This is a genomic window from Paenibacillus sp. MER 180, from assembly GCF_023713665.1.
Classification (GTDB): Bacteria; Bacillota; Bacilli; order Paenibacillales; family Paenibacillaceae; genus Paenibacillus_B; species Paenibacillus_B suaedae.
The window spans coordinates 72,322-89,781 of sequence record NZ_JAMAVT010000012.1; the positions used below are offsets into that span (position 1 = coordinate 72,322).

16 protein-coding genes and 2 riboswitches are annotated in these 17,460 nt (G+C 47.0%); of the genes, 11 read left to right on the forward strand and 5 right to left on the reverse strand.

Annotated elements, in window-relative coordinates:
• Window positions 1-52: 52 nt before the first annotated feature.
• Window positions 53-811, forward strand: coding sequence for an exodeoxyribonuclease III (locus M3661_RS19420; RefSeq protein WP_065292643.1), 759 nt, complete (start codon window positions 53-55; stop codon window positions 809-811).
• Between the two features lie 98 nt (window positions 812-909).
• Here M3661_RS19420 and M3661_RS19425 read toward each other — a convergent pair whose 3' ends face one another.
• A complete protein-coding gene (locus M3661_RS19425; protein WP_251487718.1) occupies window positions 910-1,680 on the reverse strand; it encodes an AraC family transcriptional regulator in 771 nt (256 codons plus the stop codon).
• A gap of 279 nt (window positions 1,681-1,959) precedes the next feature.
• Here M3661_RS19425 and M3661_RS19430 point away from each other — a divergent pair, with 279 nt between their 5' ends.
• Window positions 1,960-2,412, forward strand: a complete 453-nt coding sequence (locus M3661_RS19430; protein WP_065292642.1) for an SRPBCC family protein — start codon at window positions 1,960-1,962, stop codon at window positions 2,410-2,412.
• A 50-nt stretch (window positions 2,413-2,462) separates the two neighbouring features.
• Here M3661_RS19430 and M3661_RS19435 read toward each other — a convergent pair whose 3' ends face one another.
• Window positions 2,463-3,233 (reverse strand): YheC/YheD family protein, encoded by a 771-nt coding sequence (locus tag M3661_RS19435; RefSeq protein WP_065292641.1) that lies wholly within the window; start codon window positions 3,231-3,233, stop codon window positions 2,463-2,465.
• A gap of 131 nt (window positions 3,234-3,364) precedes the next feature.
• On the opposite strand from M3661_RS19435, the gene M3661_RS19440 reads away from it, so the two are divergent.
• The gene (locus tag M3661_RS19440; RefSeq protein WP_065292640.1) at window positions 3,365-4,339 is read left to right on the forward strand and encodes a CapA family protein; all 975 of its coding nucleotides are present in this window, start codon (window positions 3,365-3,367) and stop codon (window positions 4,337-4,339) included.
• Between the two features lie 90 nt (window positions 4,340-4,429).
• Here M3661_RS19440 and M3661_RS19445 read toward each other — a convergent pair whose 3' ends face one another.
• Window positions 4,430-6,244 (reverse strand): helix-turn-helix transcriptional regulator, encoded by a 1,815-nt coding sequence (locus M3661_RS19445; RefSeq protein ID WP_083189375.1) that lies wholly within the window; start codon window positions 6,242-6,244, stop codon window positions 4,430-4,432.
• Between the two features lie 342 nt (window positions 6,245-6,586).
• Here M3661_RS19445 and M3661_RS19450 point away from each other — a divergent pair, with 342 nt between their 5' ends.
• Entirely contained in the window at window positions 6,587-7,774 is a 1,188-nt protein-coding gene (locus tag M3661_RS19450; RefSeq protein ID WP_065292639.1) for a serine hydrolase domain-containing protein, read from the forward strand.
• Between the two features lie 145 nt (window positions 7,775-7,919).
• On the opposite strand, the gene M3661_RS19455 is transcribed toward M3661_RS19450, so the two are convergent.
• Window positions 7,920-8,336 carry an Lrp/AsnC family transcriptional regulator gene (locus M3661_RS19455; protein ID WP_065292638.1) on the reverse strand — a complete coding sequence of 139 codons (417 nt, stop codon included), beginning with the start codon at window positions 8,334-8,336 and terminating at the stop codon, window positions 7,920-7,922.
• Window positions 8,337-8,470: 134 nt separating this feature from the next.
• Here M3661_RS19455 and M3661_RS19460 point away from each other — a divergent pair, with 134 nt between their 5' ends.
• The 5 genes from M3661_RS19460 to M3661_RS19480 all read left to right on the forward strand — a co-directional run bounded on the left by M3661_RS19460 (window position 8,471) and on the right by M3661_RS19480 (window position 11,718).
• Window positions 8,471-9,229, forward strand: coding sequence for an MBL fold metallo-hydrolase (locus M3661_RS19460; RefSeq protein ID WP_065292637.1), 759 nt, complete (start codon window positions 8,471-8,473; stop codon window positions 9,227-9,229).
• A 460-nt stretch (window positions 9,230-9,689) separates the two neighbouring features.
• The gene (locus tag M3661_RS19465; protein ID WP_021262652.1) at window positions 9,690-9,926 is read left to right on the forward strand and encodes a DUF6953 family protein; all 237 of its coding nucleotides are present in this window, start codon (window positions 9,690-9,692) and stop codon (window positions 9,924-9,926) included.
• 127 nt (window positions 9,927-10,053) lie between these two features.
• Window positions 10,054-10,701 (forward strand): ribonuclease H, encoded by a 648-nt coding sequence (gene rnhA, locus M3661_RS19470; protein WP_251487952.1) that lies wholly within the window; start codon window positions 10,054-10,056, stop codon window positions 10,699-10,701.
• Between the two features lie 201 nt (window positions 10,702-10,902).
• Window positions 10,903-11,115 (forward strand): cold-shock protein, encoded by a 213-nt coding sequence (locus M3661_RS19475; RefSeq protein WP_021252735.1) that lies wholly within the window; start codon window positions 10,903-10,905, stop codon window positions 11,113-11,115.
• Between the two features lie 174 nt (window positions 11,116-11,289).
• On the forward strand, window positions 11,290-11,718 hold the full coding sequence (locus M3661_RS19480) for a hypothetical protein (RefSeq protein WP_065294135.1): 429 nt from the start codon (window positions 11,290-11,292) through the stop codon (window positions 11,716-11,718).
• A 141-nt stretch (window positions 11,719-11,859) separates the two neighbouring features.
• Here the strand turns inward: M3661_RS19480 and M3661_RS19485 are convergent, their stop codons facing one another.
• The gene (locus M3661_RS19485; RefSeq protein ID WP_065294134.1) at window positions 11,860-12,807 is read right to left on the reverse strand and encodes an NAD-dependent epimerase/dehydratase family protein; all 948 of its coding nucleotides are present in this window, start codon (window positions 12,805-12,807) and stop codon (window positions 11,860-11,862) included.
• A gap of 290 nt (window positions 12,808-13,097) precedes the next feature.
• Here M3661_RS19485 and M3661_RS19490 point away from each other — a divergent pair, with 290 nt between their 5' ends.
• Both M3661_RS19490 and M3661_RS19495 read left to right on the forward strand, forming a co-directional pair.
• A complete protein-coding gene (locus M3661_RS19490; protein ID WP_251487720.1) occupies window positions 13,098-16,160 on the forward strand; it encodes a copper amine oxidase N-terminal domain-containing protein in 3,063 nt (1,020 codons plus the stop codon).
• A 239-nt stretch (window positions 16,161-16,399) separates the two neighbouring features.
• Window positions 16,400-16,485: riboswitch (cyclic di-GMP riboswitch) on the forward strand.
• 105 nt (window positions 16,486-16,590) lie between these two features.
• A riboswitch (cyclic di-GMP riboswitch) is annotated at window positions 16,591-16,675 on the forward strand.
• Window positions 16,676-16,736: 61 nt separating this feature from the next.
• Window positions 16,737-17,390, forward strand: a complete 654-nt coding sequence (locus M3661_RS19495) for an anthrax toxin lethal factor-related metalloendopeptidase (RefSeq protein WP_251487721.1) — start codon at window positions 16,737-16,739, stop codon at window positions 17,388-17,390.
• Window positions 17,391-17,460 lie beyond the last annotated feature (70 nt).

Below are 17,460 nucleotides of genomic sequence, written 5' to 3' on the forward strand. Positions count from 1 at the left end.
CATAGTATAGTACCATCTAAACTATTGATAGCTAAGCAAGGAGATATAGAAGATGAAGCTTATATCCTGGAACGTGAACGGGTTGCGCGCTTGCGTGAATAAAGGGTTTATGGACTACTTTCAAGAGATGGACGCAGATATTTTCTGTGTCCAAGAGACGAAGCTGCAGGAAGGGCAGATTGAGCTTGATCTTGGGGAGGAATATTCGCAGTATTGGAATTATGCGCTCAAGAAGGGATATTCCGGCACGGCTGTATTTACGAAGAAGAAGCCTCTGACGGTTCGCTATGGCATCGAGGAGAATGAGGAGCCGGAAGGCCGCATCATTACACTTGAATTCGAATCTTTCTTCTTAGTCAATGTGTACACGCCGAACTCGAAGCGTGATCTCTCCCGTCTGGAAGAACGACTGGAGTGGGAAGAGCGATTCCGCGGCTATTTGCAGCAGCTGGATGCGTGCAAGCCGGTCATCGTATGTGGCGACTTGAACGTTGCTCATCAAGAGATCGATTTGAAGAATCCGAAGTCAAACCAGGGCAATTCCGGATTCACAGCAGAAGAGCGGGAGAAGATGACCATCTTACAAAACGCAGGCTTCACAGATACGTTCCGGCATTTCTATCCGGATCGGGCGGACGCGTACAGCTGGTGGTCGTACATGCCGAAGGTGCGTGAACGGAATATCGGGTGGCGCATTGATTACTTCCTCGTATCTTCGAGATTGAACGATTTCTTGGTAGATGCTCGTATTGACTCGGATATCTTGGGCAGTGATCATTGCCCGGTTCATTTGATAGTAGAGGATATGTAGCTGGATAACAAAAGCTAGAAGCAGGAATGAAATCATTGGAATCATAAATCAATAACAGAAGGCCGGAGACCCATACAGAGAGGGGATCCGGCCTTTTCCTATGTTGCGTGGAGAACACGCTTCGTATATTCCTCTGGGGTAGCGCCGATGATACCCTTGAAATCCTTGATGAAGTGGGATTGATCATAGTAGCCAAGATCTATGGATAGTCTCGTCAAATCTTGATAGGAACCGTAGTCGATTGTTTCTGCGGCATCGTGCAATCGATACAGTCGAATGACCCATTTAGGCGTCACACCCACATATTGCTGGAACAGTCTTTGCAGCTTGCGCTTATTCACCTCAAATTGTTCACATACATGATCGACCTTCGTAATATGGCGATCGCCCTGAATACGGTCAATGATGCGATTGAGATAAGCCACGTTGTTGTCTCTAGCGGGAAGATGCGCTAGGAAGAAGGCTTCTGCTGCCGCGGCCATATCCTCATCCTCGTCCTCGGATAGAACAGCCTGTTCAAGTTGACGTGCATCAGCTTGGAACACATCTTCAAGACGCAGTGAACGGCCTGTGATCTGAGAGATGGGCTGGCCTGCGAACGGATAAAATCCTCCTGGCCTGAATTTGATGCCCAATACCTTTCCCTTGCCCTCCAGACGATGGGAATATCGGTACTGTTCAACTCCATAGATAGCCGTTTGACCATGCTCAATGACCATATTAACGCAAGGGTTAGGAACAATCCCTTGTTCGTATGGAGGCTGATCGGTTAGATCCCAGCGAATGATCCAGAAGTGCTTAATAACATCACGCAATTGGTCAGAGGGTACATGGCGCGCAAGCGTGAATTTCTGTTCGCCTTGCTTCATGTTCAAAATGCCCATGCTAGGCTTATGGATTGTGGGCTGCATAAGTACGATGCGAATCACTCCCGAAATCAAGATTGAAGGACAATGGACTTGTTGATTGAGCAAGCCCCTGTTATGTGCCAACCGTTACAATGTGCTTAATTCCTGTGGACTGTCGTGTTTTTACAATACAAGTTTACGGGCAATATCTATAATCATAGTAGCAATAGATGGGAATCACCGCAATGCTGCTTAGTTTGGGAACGAGCAGTCAGTCATTTTGCAAAGGAGTGAAGGTAAATGGAAGCATTAAAGTATGAATTTTATATTGGAGCATCGCCTGAGAGTGTATGGAATTCGCTCACGTCTCCAGAAGGAACGCGTAAAATTTTCTTCGGTTGTGTACTGAAATCGACCTTCGAAATTGGAGCTCCTTATGAATATGTAGGTCCAGGCAATGAAGGCGACGAGACGCTGCATGTGTATGGACGCATTTTGGCCTATGAACCGAACAAAGTGTTGAGCTATACAGAGCATCCAGGGCCCTCTTATCGTGAGAATCATGCAGAGCTGGAGACTCGAATTACCTTCACGATTGACGAGGTTGGCGGCTGTACACGGTTAACATTGGTCAATGACAACTGGACGGAAGGACATCCATCCTATGAGAGTACGAAGGGACATTGGTGGATGATACTAAGCAACATTAAGACATTGGCTGAAACGGGAAAGACATTGGATTTTGGCTGGTAGAATGGCAAAGAGAGTCGACGTTATGTCGGCTCTCTTTTGCTTTCCATAGGTTAGACGGATTCACTTTCCTGGTAGAGTTTTTCGATGCAATCCCAGCATATTTTCTCTGGCTTCATATTCACTTCGATGATCCATGGCTTTAATTGTTGATCGATACCGATATCAATACCGAGCATCTTCACTCCGGGATATTTGGTCTCAATCACTTCACTTGTACGCGCACTGATCCGATTTAATTGCTCTTTCACATTGCGCAGACTGACCCAATTGGTATGCGAGGATAATAACTTCTCAATCGACATGGAGCTTCCGCCGCTGCGAATATTTGTCACAATTTTGTTAGGCTGGGCGACACGGCCGAGAATGCCTTCGTTCTTCCAGCTATCGTCCTCCTGCTTCCTGACCATAATGCGCAGATCGAAGGGGCGATCTTCCCATTGCATCAAATCAATCCCCTGCTGCACAATATATTTTTTGCTTGTCTTCTTCGCCAGAATGAAGGGATATAATTGTTCTTCCGAATGGAAAGTATGCTGCTTCGTTCCGTGATGGACATGGAACTGTTCTGATCCAGAGGAATCCATTGACCTGCTTACCTTCATGACCCCTTCACCGAAGGCGCCCTGATTCGGCTTCACATAGATTGTTGGATACAGAGATAGCATGAATGATAAAGAATCCTTATCCAGCCTCAATGTCTCTGGCAAATGCCCGCGCAGTTCATGATCCTTCATCAATGCGAGGTGATGTTCCCACTTTGGTCCCTTTGGCTCGACTACAGAACGTGTTTTAGCTGCTGTCTTTCTCGCCTTTCTCTTCATGGAGTCTGATCCTCCTCCTGTAGGTGTTTACCCTATCCTATTCGTCTGACTGGGACCTTGCCCGTATTGTTCGTTTTTTTTACACATTGTTGGGTAGCTGAATAAACTATGGGCAGGAAGGAGTGAGCGTCTTGACGGTAATCAAGATTGCCGCGGTAGGAGATATATTGATGAAGAGTGAAATCATTGGCTCAGCGAAGCAGCCTGACGGCTATCGATTTGAACCGATTTTCGAACAAGTAGCTCCTTATATACAGGAGCATGATTTTGCGATTGGCAATTTGGAGACGACATTCTCGGGTGCAACCTGGCATGATGACGGCATCTTGAAACAGAAGGGAAGCAATCGTTGGAAGGAGCAAAGACATCCTGTCACACGGTATCCGATCTTTAGCTGTCCAGATGAATTGGCACCTGCACTGAAGCGATCAGGATTTGATTTCTTCTCGACTGCAAACAATCATTGCATGGATGGGGGCGGGAAGGGGCTAGCCCGAACACTTGATGTTCTTGATCGCCATGAATTGAAGCACACGGGTACCTATCGTTCAAGGAGAGATGCGCAAACATCCATGATCATACCTGTAAAGGGAATCAAGCTAGGCATTGCTGCGTATACGCTGGGTACAAATTCAATCCCTGTCCCGAAGGCGTGGCAGGTCAATCGCCTGAATCCGAGCAAGATGCTTGCTGATGTCAAGGCGTTGAGAGAGCAAGCAGATCTGGTCATTGCCTGTTTGCATTTCGGACAGGAATATCGAACAACGCCGACGGCAAGGCAGCGCAGGCTCATGCAATTGCTGTTCCAACACGGTGTAAATGCTGTGCTGGGCGCTCACCCACATGTCCTTCATCCCGTCATCTCCAAGAAAATGAAGGATAGGTACGGTCGCACTCGGCTCCGGGTGGCGGCTTCTTCGCTAGGAAATTTCCTGACAACGAGATTGAAGAAGAACCCGAAGACGCTGCAAGGGATGATCTTATCGTTAACGATTGAGAAGAACAAACAAGGGATTACGGATATTACCAAGATCGATCAGAGACTGACAACCGTGCAACGAGTAGAAGAACAGGGACGAACCGCGTTCTCGATCATCCCCGATTAATGGACTGACCCCTAAAGGGTGTGCAGTTGAGGTCGAACAGTAAAATAAGAAGGGGCAATTATTGCTCCTTCATTCGCGTTGCTGGGGTCATTAGCAAAGATTCTCCTGTTTTCCTTTTAATACAGCCTCTTCCCGATTGCCTACATTCAGCTTGGAATAGAGGATAGAACAATAGTTTCGTACAGTGCCTTCACTTAAGAAGAGTTTTTTCGCGATTGACTTGTATCTAAGGCCCAATGATAGATGGTGCAATACTTGGTGTTCACGCTGTGTAAGTCCATATGGATTGTCTTGAAAATGACCCGCGCTATTTTCTATGTTGCTCGTCTTTGATTGCTTCATGCCTGCAAATACTTGCTCCGCAATGCCTTCCGCGATCCACGTCCCGCCGTTGTTAATCAATTTAATGGCCTCAATCAGTTCTTTAGGATGGACGGACTTCAGCATATAGCCGTTGGCACCATGCTTAAGGGCCGTCATCGCTTGCCCGACGTCTGGAAAAGTAGTCAGAAATGCAATTTTTAAGTCAGGCCACCGCTGCTTCATCGTTTGAAGGGCGGTAATCCCGTCCATTTTCGGCATTTTTACATCCATAAGCACTAGATCTGGATGGAACCGCTCGCACTGTTCAAGTGCTGCCCGCCCATTGGAGGCCGCCCCGACCACTTCGAATTCAGGGTGCTTGGTCAATAACACATGCAAGCTATGCAGAATCGATTCCCGATCGTCTACGATAAGAACTCGCACTGCAGCGTTCGGTGCTGGCATGATGAGAGGTGCCTTACATACGACTACCGTACCTTCTCTAGGCATGGAATGAATAGACACATTCCCGCTCAATGCAAGCAGGCGATCTTTCATACCCGAAAGTCCATAGCCGTATTGTACCTGCTCCATCCCTTGGCCATTGTCTTCGATATGCAGACGGAGCCATTCTTCATCGTAATATAGCGAAATATCTATGGAGGTGGCTTGTCCGTGACGTACAGCATTTGTCAGGGCTTCTTGCAAGCATCGGTACAGGCAGAGACTGACGTGCTTCGTTACAGGGCACTCTGTTCCCAACACGCGGAATTTTACCTTGATGCCTGTCGAGGTATAGAAGTCGTTCGACAGCTGATTTATCGATTCGCTTAGGGTTCCATCCATCTGATCGGGGGATAGATCATGCAGATGTGTACGTATATCATCGAGCCCTTTGCGAGCCCGTACTATTATTTCTCCATATCTATCGCCGTGTGATTCAGGAATGGCGGGACGTATCGATTCCAATCCCATAATGATGGATGTTAACGTGTGCCCGATTGTATCGTGGAGCTCGTGGGACAGCCTGCTCCGCTCCTCGATCAAGGTAAGCCTCTCTACTTGGGTCACATGATGCTCGAGCACGCGATTCTGCTCTTGAATGATGAGACTTTGCTTATGAGTGAGTGCCAGCAATTGAAAAGCAAAGCCTAGAAAGTAGGCTAACCCGTTGTTCGGCAGGTATCGGAGTAAAATCTCATCCATTGCTGAATTAACGGCCATGCCGAGACTAAAGGGAATACAGATCACAACCAGGGGAGCGGTCCACCATAGCGAATTGCGGCTGCTTAAGAAGCCGAATACAAAGGCAGCCATAAGAAATTGCCAAGAAGCTAAAGGCAAGTAGGCACTTATCCAAATACTGAAAACGCCGACAAGCAAGATTTCCACAAGCATGTGCCATTGTCTTCCGAAGCGCAGCAGCAATGGAAGAGGATAGACGAACAAGGCTAGCGTACAGAGCATCCACATCGCGTGAGGGAACTCTTCACGGAACGCTAGTACGATGACCGACGCGCTGAACAGCCAATAGATTCGAGTGACAAGAATCGCCCAATCGTACCACGCCCGCTGCTTCGTCCACGGCATTGCTATATTCAATGTTAGCACCTCATTTCATAGTCCCGATAGATTCCGCAATGTATTGATAACAACTATGACGACAGTCAAGAGGCGATTACGTCATCCATGTTACTAGAATTTAACGGCAGAACGGGATGATACAGCGCTTGTCATATCATGACATTTTGTCATATGAACCCCATGTCATGCCCCTTTGCGCGAGCATATTGCCTAGTAATTTGTCATAAGTGACATTTCGTTACTACGAAATATGACATTTTTCAGATAGCTTGAGATTAATTCGCGGGCATTAAGCTTCTGAATCTACCGAGTGCATGAGGTATGCCGCGATTCTACAAGAAAAGAAGAGGAGAGGATTCTATGTTATTTCGAAAATGCTTATTGGCGAGTTTTTCTATGCTGCTTGCAGGATCCATGCTGCTGAATACTTCGGCAGCTCGGGCACAGGATGTGAGAAACAATTGGGCTTCGACACAAGAAAGTCAAGTAAACCATCTACCCAATGAGAAGCATTCACTTATCCAACAGACGATGGATGACCTTGTGAAGCGTAAGGAAGTTCCCGGTATCCTAGCACAGGTTGTAAAGGATGGACAGGTGTGGTCGTATGGGGCGGGCCAGGCAAGTATTTATAGTGATCGTAAGATGGATCCGGAATTCCATTACCGTATTGGCAGCATTACGAAAACGTTCGTCGCAACTGTAATGCTTCAATTGGCGGAGGAGAACAAATTGAGTCTGGATGATTCCGTGGAAAAGTGGCTTCCGGGCGTCGTTCAAGGGAATGGATATGATGGAAGCAGCATTACGATTCGGCAGTTGCTGAATCATACGAGCGGCATTGCCAATTATACATCAGAAGACTTCATAAAGCGGATCATAGTAGAGAAGCCTTATCAAACGTATTCCGCGGATGAATTGATTCGGCTTGGCTTGGAACAGAAGCCGCTGTTCGAGCCCGGCAAGGGATGGAGCTACTCCAATACGAATTATGTATTGGCGGGAGTTATTATCCAGAAGGTTACGGGTAAAACGTACGGCGAAAATATCGAGGCACGCATTATTGCAAAATTGGGGTTGAAAAGTACCTCCGTTCCAGGCACGCTGTCCTCTTTGCCAGATCCACATGCACGGGGATATATCACATTGGGAGCCAAAGGATACGTCGACTTCACGGAGCTCAATCCTTCATGGGGGAACGCAGCGGGCGACATGATTTCAACCGCCAAGGATCTGAATGCGTTTTTCAGTGCACTGCTAGGCGGAAAGCTATTGTCAAAAGAATCGATGACACAAATGCTGGATGGTGTGGAGAGCCCTATCGGTCGGTATGGTTTGGGTATTTATGAAGTAACGAAGCGTGCGGACGGAGAGTCGGTATGGGGCCATAGCGGGGGCATTCATGGATTCGGTTCGCAAAGCGGGGGGACGCTTGACGGCAAGCATGTCATGAGTGCTAATGTCAATATACTTCAGTTTGCAGGAACCCCGACTAATCCCCATGATGAAATCTTTCGTGCCGAGTTCAATGGCATCGATAAGCCGTAAATAATCATTGTCATGTCTGATAAAAAGGACAAAGAATACGGCCGTCTTAAAGACGGCTGTATTTTTTATGTTACTATCAGCATTGGTGGAAGAAGGTTAGAATGTTTGACGTTAAATGATGGGTTGGAGTTTGGTGAGATTCTACTTAAGGGTTTTTCTTAATGACGATCGACAGCTTGTAATTTGCATATTGATTCAATTCCACGAGGAACGCATCTAGTTCCTCATTGGAGGGAAAGCGGCACTCCATCATATAGCAGCATTCACCGCTAATTTTATAATTATGAAGAATATAGGTCTGCTGTGTCTCGACAAAGGACAAGAATGGGCGATGATCCGGCTGCTTTGTATAGATTTGAATAAATGCTTGTACGGGATACCCAGCCTTGGCTTGATTCAATTGAATCGTATAGTGTTCAATAACGCCTTCGTCTTCCAGCTTCTGTATGCGATTCGCCGTTGCTTGACCTGTCATATGAATCTTCTGTCCCAGTTCCTTCATCGAAACTCGTCCATTGCGGGACAGTTCCTCAATAATGCGTTGATCCGTAGAATCCAGCATCGTAACAACCTCTTTCATTAATCAAGTATTTGACGTCTAACACTTGATTCTGTATATGTCTTCCTATCTTCAATCATATTATCCTATTCATAGGAAGAGCAAAAGAGGCTCGCTTGCCACAGGAGGAATGTTGGATGAACATTACACAGATTCGCAATGCTACGATGATTATAGAGTACGGAGGTCAGAGGCTGCTGGTTGATCCATTTTTGGCCCCTAAGGGGACTTACCCAGCATTCCCAAATACACCGCATGCGGAGCTTCGCAATCCGCTTGTTGAGCTGTCGACTCCTATTGATGAGATCATTCAAGTGGATGCCGTCATTGTGACGCATCTTCATCTTGATCATTTCGACGACACGGCAAAATTGGTATTGCCTAAAGAGATTCGCATTATTGCCCAAAACGAGCAGGATACTCAAGCTATTCGCGATGCGGGGTTCCATCATGCCGAGGCGATGAATGAACATACCTCCGTAGGAGGAGTTCGTTTGCAGCGCACAGCTGGCCGGCATGGCACAGGAGAAATTGGAGAGCGGATGGGCAGGGTATCCGGCTTCGTTCTGTCACATTCGGGAGAGAAGACCTTGTATGTCGCGGGAGATACGATCTGGTGCGATGAGGTGGACGCTGCGATCCAGCAGCATCGCCCGGAGGCCATTGTTGTTAACGGAGGTGCAGCTCAATTCCTTATCGGTGGCCCAATCCTCATGACTAAGGAAGATATTTATCGGACACATCAGGCATCGCCGGAATCTATCATCATTTCATCGCATATGGAGGCGGTGAATCACTGCTTGCTGTCGAGGCAGGAGTTGCGTAGTTATGCTCAAGAGAAAGGGATTGCGGATCAAATCCTCGTTCCGGAAGATGGCCAAGTCATAACGTTGTGATGTATATGATGATGTTATCGTACGAGATTAGACAATTGTAATTGTGCGTACAGCTTTAAAGTTATGTTCGAGGATTGTTCATTTACGGTACCTTGAAAATCGTTACAAAGAAAAGGGAATAATGGATTACGTATAAAGAGTGGGAAAAGCTGTCGGATACCGACAGCCAGAGTGTCGAGAAAGTCCCTTGGACTTTTCGACACTTTAATTTTTATGTGGTGGCTCTCATCTCATAAAATAAAAATCGATTTAAAACGCTCTGAGAACCGACTTTTTGATAAGAACTTCACGAATTTTGATAGTTCTGTAAAATAGTGAGGTTTCTCAACAGGCTGGCTGTCGGATACCGACAGCTTTTTTATTAGGGATAATTTGTGGAGCACATTAGGAATATGATGCGGGCTCATTTATAATGAGAACAGGCATGCAAGTATCGATACGAATTAGGAGTGGAATGTTGGTGGAATACACAGCTCAGCAAGTAGCGGAATGGATGATCGATGAAATTAGAACGAAGGGTGTCGCTTATCAGAGCGATGTCATTGAATATGTGAAGACGCACTTCGGGGAGCATTTCGTATATGTGAATGAGAATGGGAATGCTTCGCTCGACAAGGAAGTGAAGAAGGCGTTCCGTAAGCTGCATCGCGGCAAAGTCGCATGGGACAGAGACGGATTTTGCTGGGGATGGACATAAGATTGGCGTAAAGAGATGGAGCAACTAACGCTGGATCACGAGGAACATCATGTTCCTCTGTATTTCTGGTGGAGTGGCAGCTGTCGCTGTCAATAGAGAAGCAGAAGGTGAAGGAGCGGTACGAGTTATGGCGCAGCAGAAATACTATGTGGTATGGGAAGGCAGTAAGCCAGGAGTCTATACGAGCTGGCCGGAATGCCAAGCGCAAGTGAGCAATTACAAGGACGCGAAGTATAAGTCCTATACCTCCAAGAGCGAAGCGGAGAAGGCCTATCGGGAAGGCTGGAAGAAGCATTGGGGTCAAGGCGCTGCGAAGAAGGGGGCTTCTGGGAAGTCCGCTGGGGCTGCTGCTTCCGTATCCAAATCAGAGATTGACTATAACAGCATTTCCGTAGATGTAGGGACGAGAGGGAATCCAGGGCCGATCGAGTATCAGGGAGTAGATACGAAGACAGGAGAAGTAATCTTTGCAAATGGCCCTATTCCCAATGGAACGAACAACTTAGGCGAGTTCCTTGCCATCGTGCATTCTTTGGCTTACCTCAAGCAGCAAGGCAGCAATAAGACCATATACAGTGATTCGCGAACCGCGATGAAGTGGGTACGCGAGAAGAAAGTGGCGACAACGCTTGTTCGCAATGAATCGACGCAGGAAGTGTGGAATTTAGTAGATCGGGCGCTTCATTGGCTGCAAACGAATACTTACAGCAATAAAATCTTGAAGTGGGAAACCGAGCATTGGGGCGAGATCAAGGCCGATTACGGCAGGAAATAGCCACTTTTCAACAGAGCTTTTGTACAGGTTGATTCAGAATTGGAACGGAGATCCACTTTTTACACAGATTAATCTGGAAGTATGGTATAATGGAACCATACTGATTCGGCTGTAGTCGCAATATCGTGCCCCGAACGTGACGTTTGGGGCTTTTATATTTACAGTCGGCGTATCAACATATCATGTGAGGAGAGATGGGGTTTGTACAGCTCGCGGAAGAAATCACAAGAGGATGTGCCGATGGAAATAACATCGGTGTGGATATGTTCGAGTGAAGATTGCAATGGATGGATGCGAGATAATTTCACTTTTTCAAATGAACCGACATGCCCGCAATGCAAGTCTGCTATGGTCAAGGGTGAGAAGAAGATAGCCGTTCTTGCCAACACGAGTCCAGTTCAATCCTCCAAGTAAGGGTTGAAAGCAATGTTTTATAGCACGATGTAACGTTTTTTAGCTTTAGGGAGCACGGATGACGTGCTCTTTTTTTGTGCATTTCGTCAATATGATGAATAGGAATTGGTCGAAAAATGTAGAAAAATTAGATATAATTAGTAGAAAAACAGATCCTTACATGGGGGTAAGACATTGAATAATAATGGTTCTTGGTCGGGCGGATGCATTGGCCTTGCTGTTCTACTCGCTATGATGCTTGTTCTCTTCCGCTGGCTTGTGACAGATGGCCTGATAATTTTATTACTAATAGCGCTTTTTGTTGTAGGGTATGTTATTGTGCAGATGTCTAAAAGTCAAAAGGCAGCTCAAGACTTAGCAGAAGGGCATATGAAGCAAAAAGAGAAAATTGCGCTTCGTCTGGCTGCTGAGCTCGGAGGCTATATTACAGCTGCGGAAATTGCGGTTCATAGCGAGATGACCTTGGATGAAGCCGCGCAGATCCTGGATCGTTTAAAGTCACAAGGGGTATGTACGCTGCGAATTGCTGACAATGGAACCTATGTATATCAATTTGAGTCTTTATTAAATGATCGGCAGAAGAGACAATCCGAACGAATTTAAGTGAAATGCAACAAATACATAGAAGGAAAAAGAAGGAAAAGGCAGTTCTAACGAGGCGATGATGCTACGTTAGGAATGCCTTTTCCTTTTCATATTTGCTGTAGTTGATGCCAAAAGCCGAATGCAGAAAGCAATCCCTTTTTATTGCTGCCGAGTCATCATATCCTGAACTGCATCCGTAACCGATTCCTCCATGGAATAGAGGGTTTGAAATCCCTGCTGGCGAATTTGCGCATCGTCCCAAATGCGGTCGGTCGTTAATGTGTCCCATGCAAAAGGCGACATAGGATACGCTTTCCGTTGTTCCTCAGTCAGTTCAGCGGGGATATGGAGAAGGGAAGCGCGCTTGCCTGTAGCGGCATCGATGGCCTCTTTCAATTGCATCCAAGTCGTATCGAATCCTTTCAATACATAAACCCCATTATCCTGCCCGACCTCACCATATGTACCAAGCCACTCCATCGCACGGCCGATGTCGCGAGTATCGACGAGAGAAACCTTCGTTGAACCATCACCGATGATTGGATACTGATCGCGGGCATGTGCCGCGAACATTCTGGCGAAGAATGAGGATTGATCGCGTACTCCAATCGTGCTTGCCGGACGTAATATTGCCGTCTTCATTCCACTACCGAGGCCAGCTTCTTGTACGATCTTCTCCCTTGCTAGTCCTAACTGCTGTATCGGGTATATCGGCTGAGTATCGTATCGTTCATCAATTGGCTCTTTGCTGCGGAAATCATAGACAACAATGGTGCTTAACTGAACGAAGCGGGCTACTCCTTGCGCGGCTGCAGTGTCTGTCAACCATTTCGTCAATTGAATTTCTACGGGTGCGTCTGAGCGTATCGTCGAATTCAGCTTCGCATCTGCTGTGCAGTTGTAGACCACATCATGTCCTTGGATGACAGAAGCCAGTTCTGTACGGTTCTCCATATGGAGTTGGATGACTTGGGCGCCGCTCAGTTTGAGCCATGAGATATTGCTTGTATGCCGTGCGGCGGCGGTAACCTCATGCCCGGCATGCAGGAGTTGCTCTACGACATGGCTTCCAATGAAGCCGGTGCTTCCGAATACAATTGCTCTCATACGGTGGTTCTTCCTCCTAAGCCTTGCTCCATCACATTCCGTAATTATGAATTCAACATGCGCATGCTGTGCTGTTATCATAATCGAACTGCTTTTCTAATAAAAGTACGGTTATTTTATATAGTAACTATCCTGTTGAATAGTAATGGAAGCCATGCGAAAAAAAGGACAAGCCCAAATATGAATGATTGCAACTTAGAGCGAAACCTTTCTCTAGATTGCCACGTTAAGAAGGCAACAGGAAGACATATATTGAATTATCATGCTTGGTGAACGAGGAGGAGGAACGGGTGAAAAGGATACTGTCAGGGATTGTGGCAGTCGTCATGCTGCTGCTTGTCATTCCTACACAGCTACAAGCAGCTGCATCCATCAGCATTTACATGGATGGGGTGAAGTTGGTTACGGATCAGCCACCGACAACGCTTCAGGGTCGAACGATGCTTCCGATGCGCGCCATATTCGAAGCGCTTGATGCCAAGGTGTTGTGGGATCAGAGAAAGCAAATGGTGACGGCCATTAAGGACGATACTACCATTGTGCTGAAGATTGGCTCCAAGGCAGCGACCATAAACGGCTCCGCTGTTGTACTTGATGTACCGCCGCAGACATTGCTAGGGAGAACCATGGTGCCTGTACGCTTCGTCAGTGAGGCAATTGGGGCAGAGGTAGGCTGGGATCAGCGATCACAGAGCGTTTATATTCGGACACTCCCTTCGAATAACACGGTAGCCCCAGTTACAAGTGTCAGCGCGCAAACGGCTGGCAAGTATGGAGATGGCCGTGATGTGGAGGTCAGCTTCTTGAAATCGGCAACGGAATCAGCGGTGGATCACTATCGCGTATTTGTAGTGAAGGCCGCGAATGTCTATGGATTCACCTTGTCGCAAGCATTGGCTGTTCCCACAGGTCAATATACCGTGGCGTTCCCGATTGGCGGGCCACAACAAGTGCCGCTTACATCCAACACTCGCGATGTAGATGGAGACCTTCTGAAGAAGAGTCAATCCTACGTGGTGTTAGTGCTTGCGGTAGGCAAAGGCACGAACAAGTCGGCGTTATCTTCAGCTTCCCAAGCCCTAACATTAACGAACACAACAGTGTCCGCTGTAAGCAATGTGCAAGTACGCGATGTTGCCGACTACGGCGATGGCCGTGATCTACAGGTCAGCTTTGCACGTCCGCAATATGATGATTACATTGCGAATTATCAAATCCACGTTGTGAAGACAAGAGATGCCAATCGATTTGACACGGCTGCTGCCAATGCTGTGCCCAACTCATTCTACACGACAATCTCCAAATCTGGTTCCAATTCTACGTTAGCGACAACGCTCTCCTCTTCCTCAAGAGATGTATCCGGTGATTATATTCGCAGCGATATTTCATATACCGTATTTGTACTCTCTGTAAGCAGCAATAGCCAGGTGTCTCCGAATACGTTGTCTGCAGGTTCATCCTCTATTACGCTGGATCGTCCGATCGCGGCGCCGTCCATTACAAAAGTGGATGATGTGGGCAATTACGGGGATGGCCGTGACTTGCAGGTTAGCTTTATTCGCTCCAGCGATGAATCGAAGGTGAGCTATTACCGGATCTTTGTAGTCAGAAATCGAGATGCCGGAAGCTTCGATCTGTCCGATGCGAACCGAGTTCCGTCCGGCAGATATTATGATGTCGCGCGGAATGGATACAACATAACGACGACATTGCCGTCCAATGCCCGAGATGTACAGGGATCTTATATTGGCAATGGGGAGACGTACCGCGTATTCGTAATGGCAGTAGCCAAGGGTGGCAATGCTTCTACACTCTCCGCAGCATCTTCTGCGATCGTACTCAACAATAAAGGGAATGTTCAGGCGTCTAAGAATGTAACGGTCAGTGATGTTAGCGATTATAATGATGGCCGTGATTTGCGAGTTAGCTTCGAGCGGGCATCGGATGAGTCGGATATTAGCCAGTATCGAATTATGGTCGTAAAGTCCTCAGATGCCAATCGATTTACACTGTCCGGTGCAAATGAAATATCTAGATCAAATTATATCGCTGTCAGTACAACGGGACGAAATCAAAGTATTGTGCTGCCTTCCAATGCCCGTGATGTGGATGGCTCTTCTATTCGAAATGGAGTCAGTTATCAGGTATTTGTCTTATCTGTTGGGAAGGGCAGTTACTCCAATGCCTTATCCAATCCGTCTTGGCCGATTACACTGGAGAATCGTGCTGAGGTATACTCCGCTACGAATGTGGGTGTTAAGGATGTTAGCGATTATCGTGATGGCCGAGATCTACAGGTAGCATATACCCGAGCAGTAGATGAGTCGAATATACGCCAATATAGAGTGCTGGTCGTAAAATCGGCGAATGCAAGTCAGTTCGGCGTCTCTGCGGCTAGTGAAGTATCGCGATCCAATTACACAGTTGTCAATACGAACGGAGCGAATCATACTTTGACGTTATCCACGGATGCTCGTGATGTGGATGGTTCGTCCATTAAAAATGGTGTTAGTTATCGAGTCTTTATTTTGTCAGTAGGAGACGATGACAGCGGAGCCAATGCATTGTCTGCACCTTCTCCAAATATCGTCTTGGAGGATAACCTAGGGGCAGACACAGTTACAAATGTTGCTGTGAAAGGAACAAAGAACAGCGGCAATAGTCGGGATGTGGAAGTGAGCTTCTCGGCACCTGCTAATGATTCCACAATTGGCGAGTATCGAATTCTAATCGTTCCTTCGGAGAAGGCGGATGGCTATAAGCTATCTGCTGCAAATACCGTATCGGCAATCAATTATAAGAAGGTATCTAAGCAGGCGGGCGCTGTGAAGGAGATGCTGCCTGATGCTGCACGTGATGTGTACGGCAAGCAGCTCTCGAAAGGGATGGCATACCGAGTATTTATCTTATCTGTATCCGGAGGGAAAGGTGCATCCAATGCTCTCTCTGCTCCTTCTGAGGAGTTTAAGCTGCTTGATCCTGCGGTTCCGGCAGCGGCGAATGTAACTGCTGTCCTGGAAGGGGAAGGAGCAATCCTCAAAGTATCATTCGATAAGGCAGCAGATAGCAAGGGCATCGCCTATTACGCGGTAATGGCAGTTCCTTCTGGATACGCAGATAGCTTTACGTTGACGGAAGCCAATCGGGTACGCAACGGAGGATATCGTGTGGTGAAGGTATCGGAGGAGGGTGTCCTAACGCTTACTTCTTCAGATAAGGACATTACAGGATCCGCACTTCGAAGTGGTGTTGCCTATCGTATATTCATTCTGTCGATTGCAGATGGCCGACAAGCAACAGCCAATAATTTGTCCAAGGCATCTAATGAAATCATTCCTGGTGAAGCCTTCTAGAGCATACGAAGTAAATCTATAGGCAGTGATGGAGTAGGTAGATTCATAGAAGATGTAAGGGGCTCCGATTGTATCGGGGCTCTTTGTTATGGGACAATGCGACAAGTTCAGGCATAGGGAGGAAAAAGGACTCGATTTTCTTGTAAAATTTTGCCGTTACCTGCTTGACTTTCGATTCTAGCAGCATTAATCTAGTGATATAGAACTAATAGATTTATTTTCCATTTCAATAGAGTCTATATTGATAAAGGCAAACCCATCGAAAGATGGCGACGCAAAGCTATAGGGGCTACGGCGAATCTCGCTAAGCCAGCCAGTTACCGATTATAGAGGAATAGCGGCAACGTCCATGTACGTTACGATCCCTTCTTATTTCGGTAAGTGGGGATCTTTTTTTATTGCTTGCAAACTTCATATCATGCACTCCGTATTTGCACAAGGGCAAAGCCATTGAAAAATGGTGACGCAAAGCTATAGGGGCTACAGCGAATTCGCTAAGCCAGCCAGTTACCAATCATGAAGCAGGGCAGTGTTGAATCGGCTAATCAGCTGTTCGCTTCGGGAGGAGAATGTATCGTGAAATGGGACAAGCGTATTGTCGCACTTATTCTTGCCGTTATCATCGTATGCCCGATATTCGCGGCTCCGGTTCAAGCGCAGGAGCAAACTATACTGGACAAGCTGGTTGTATTGCCTAGCGGCGATTACAATCGAAGCGAGGCGGCTGCAATGAAGCAGCGGCTGGAGAAGATTCCGACATCGGTCTTGAATGCTCTATATAGTAAAGGAGTTAAGATTAAGCTTACTCAAGGAGCCATTACGAACGAGCCAGAACTTGCTTACCTGAAGGGAGTAGTACCAAGAGGGTGGGAAGGAACTGGATTGACATGGGATGATGTCCCTGGAGTGAGCGAGCGAGTTGTGGCGGTTCGCATCGGGTATAGCGAGAAAGGGAAGGGGCACAATTCGTTGAATCTGGAAATTCACGAGACGCTGCATGCGGTTGACCGACTCGTTTTCAATGAAATTAGTGGTACTGAGGAATTCAATACCATTTTCAATAAAGAAGCAAGTGTAAAATATAAAGGTGATGGCTATGTCTCGACGTATCCAACGGAGTATTTCGCTGAAGCTGCCAGCTTGTATTTGTTTAGCGATACGACAAGGGACGATTTGAAGAGCAGCATGCCGTTAACTTATGAATTTATGGCTAAGCTGTTTGCGAGCTAAGAGCCCTACATCGAAGAAGCGCCCCTCGACATGCGTCGAAGAGGCGCTTTGCTGCATATTCGTGCTTAGT